This is a genomic window from Spirillospora sp. NPDC049652 (genome assembly GCF_040675125.1).
Taxonomy (GTDB): domain Bacteria; phylum Actinomycetota; class Actinomycetes; order Streptosporangiales; family Streptosporangiaceae; genus Spirillospora.
Window position 1 is genome coordinate 1 of sequence record NZ_JBFAOF010001050.1, and the last position, 2,342, is coordinate 2,342.

Genomic DNA, 2,342 nt, shown 5'->3' on the forward strand with positions numbered 1-2,342 from the left:
GCCAGACGGTGTCGAAGTGGCCGAGCAGCAGCACCCGGTCGCCCGCGCCGAACCGCCAGCGCAGGTGCGGCCGGCCGCCCGATTCGAGCCGTTCGGGTGGGACGCCGGTCAGGCGGGCGCCGAGCGCGGCGACCACGTCGGCGCAGCGGCGCACGGCCGCCGGGTCGGCGGTGGGCGACTCGGTCCGCACCAGCTCCCCGATGTCGGCGACCATCGCGTCCGTGCGGGCGCGGGCCGCCGTGAGCAGGTCCGGCACGTCAGCCGACCTTCGGCGTCGCGCGGACGCCGTGGTGGACGTACTGGGATCCGTCGTCGAGGGTGTAGAAGGTCACCGGCCACCAGCCGCCCACCCCGGGCCGCTGGACGAGGAAGACGCCGGGCTCGAAGGCGCGCAGCGGCGCCTCCTGCGACCGCTCCTCCTCGGACACCATCTCGGCGAGTTCCCCGGTCACCACCGAGCGCAGGACGAGGTCCCCGTCGCGTTCGAACACCTCCATGCGGCTGGAGGCGCGCTCGTAGACGCCGACGTAGCGGGACGGGTCGTCGGGGACGGGGCCGGCGGCCGGTTCGGGCAGCCGGGGCGGCTCGACGCCGGCGAGCTCGGTGAAGATCTCGCCATAGAGGTCCTGGTAGAGGCTCAGGGTGTCGCCGCCGTTGGTGAGCAGGCACACCGCGAGGCCGGTGTCCGGCAGGACGCGCAGGAAGGCGCTCTGGCCGATGGTGTTGCCGTCGTGGCCGTACATGCGGCGGCCCGACCACTCCATGAGGATCCAGCCCAGTCCCCACGCGTCGCCGAGGGTGTGGGTGTCGGGGAGGGCGACCTGGGAGGTGCGCATCGCCTGGGCGGCGTCCTCCGACAGCAGGCGCGTGCCGTCGGGGGCGAGACCGCCGTCGAGGTGCAGGCGCGCGAAGGCCAGCACCTCGCGTGCGGTGGAGCAGATGAGGCCCGCCGGCCCGGCCGAGCGCATGAGCATCCAGTGCGGTGCGACGACGGGCGGCTCGCCGATGTGGCCGGCGGCGGCGCGGTGGCGCAGGACGTCCTCGGGGAGCGTCGCGGTGCGGGTGAGGCCGAGCGGCTCGTAGAGGCGCTCGCGCATCAGCCGGTCCCACTGGACGCCGGTGACGTGTTCGAGGATCCGGCCGGTCAGGGAGAACCCGGCGTTGCAGTACGACATGGTCGCGCCGACGGGATGGTTGGCGGCGGCGTCGGCGAGGCGTTCGGTGTAGCGCTCCAGGCAGTCGTCGCCGCGTCCGGTGTCGAGGAAGAAGTCGCCGTCGATGCCGCTGGTGTGGGAGAGCAGGTGGCGCAGGGTGACGTGCTCGGTCAGCTCCGGGGTGCCGAGCCGCAGGCCCGGCAGGACCGACGCGACGGGGGTGTCCAGGTCGAGGACGCCCTCGTCGACGAGCATCATCGCGACGGTGGCCGTCCAGACCTTGGAGATCGAGCCGATCTGCCACACCGTGTCGGTGGTGGCCTCGATCCGCGCGCCGGCGTTGGCCAGGCCGGTGGCGGCCTCGGTGATCTCGCCGCCGGCGAGGATGCCGAGGCTCGCGCCGGGCACGCCGTGCTCGACGGCCAGGGCGGTCAGCCGCTCGGCCCAGTGCGCGGCGTCCACCGGGCGCGTGCCGCCGTCGGCGGTCGCGCGGGCGGAGGAGGCGGAGGGGGAGGGGGCGGTGTCAGTCATGGTCGACTCCCAGGTGTTCGGTGACCCAGCCGACGAGGCGGCGGGAGTAGTCGGCCCGGTGCGAGGGCCGTCCGGTGAGCGGGAACAGGTGGTCGCCGCCCGGATACCGGACGAGGCGGACCGGGACGCCGCGCGTGCGCAGCGCGTGGAACCACTGCTCGGCCTGGCCGACCGGGCAGCGGTCGTCGGCGTCGCCGTGCAGGATCAGGGTCGGGACGCGGACGCCGTCCGCGTGGGTCAGCGGCGAGAGCGCGACGAGCCGGTCGTGCGGGCCGATCTCCAGGCCGGTCAGGGCGTGGCCCTCGTCGGAGGTCCCGGCCATCGAGACCAGGTCGGTGACGACGCCGCCGGGCACCGCCGCGCGGAACATCCCGCTGCGCGCCGACAGCCAGCAGGTGAGGTAGCCGCCGTAGCTGTAGCCGGTCAGCGCGACGCGGGCGGGGTCGGCCAGGCCCTCGTCGACCAGGGTCTGGACGGGCTCCAGGACGTCGCGCTCGTCGGCCTCTCCCCACGCGCCGACCGCGGCGGTGAAGAACTCCTCGCCGTAGCCGTCGCTGCCGCGGATGTTGAGCGTCAGGATCGTCCAGCCGCGCGCGACGAGCTCGTGGTGGTAGAGGTGGACCGGGTCGGCGAGCGGGGCCCACGCGTTGTGCGGGC

2 protein-coding genes and 1 pseudogene are annotated in these 2,342 nt (G+C 74.7%); all 3 read right to left on the reverse strand.

The annotated features are described in order from the left end of the window. Positions 1-256: pseudogene (locus AB0J52_RS36705) on the reverse strand (hypothetical protein); the annotation flags it as partial. Between the two features lies 1 nt (position 257). Then, positions 258-1,685 (reverse strand): serine hydrolase domain-containing protein, encoded by a 1,428-nt coding sequence (locus tag AB0J52_RS36710; RefSeq protein WP_500187515.1) that lies wholly within the window; start codon positions 1,683-1,685, stop codon positions 258-260. Next, positions 1,678-2,342: alpha/beta hydrolase family protein (locus AB0J52_RS36715; protein ID WP_500187516.1), on the reverse strand; the 665-nt coding region annotated here is incomplete at its 5' end. The genes AB0J52_RS36710 and AB0J52_RS36715, both read right to left, overlap by 8 nt.

Bases quoted from the DNA above. Each gene is read 5' to 3' on its own strand.
- AB0J52_RS36710 (WP_500187515.1), bottom strand. From the start codon at position 1,685: ATGACTGACACCGCCCCCTCCCCCTCCGCCTCCTCCGCCCGCGCGACC.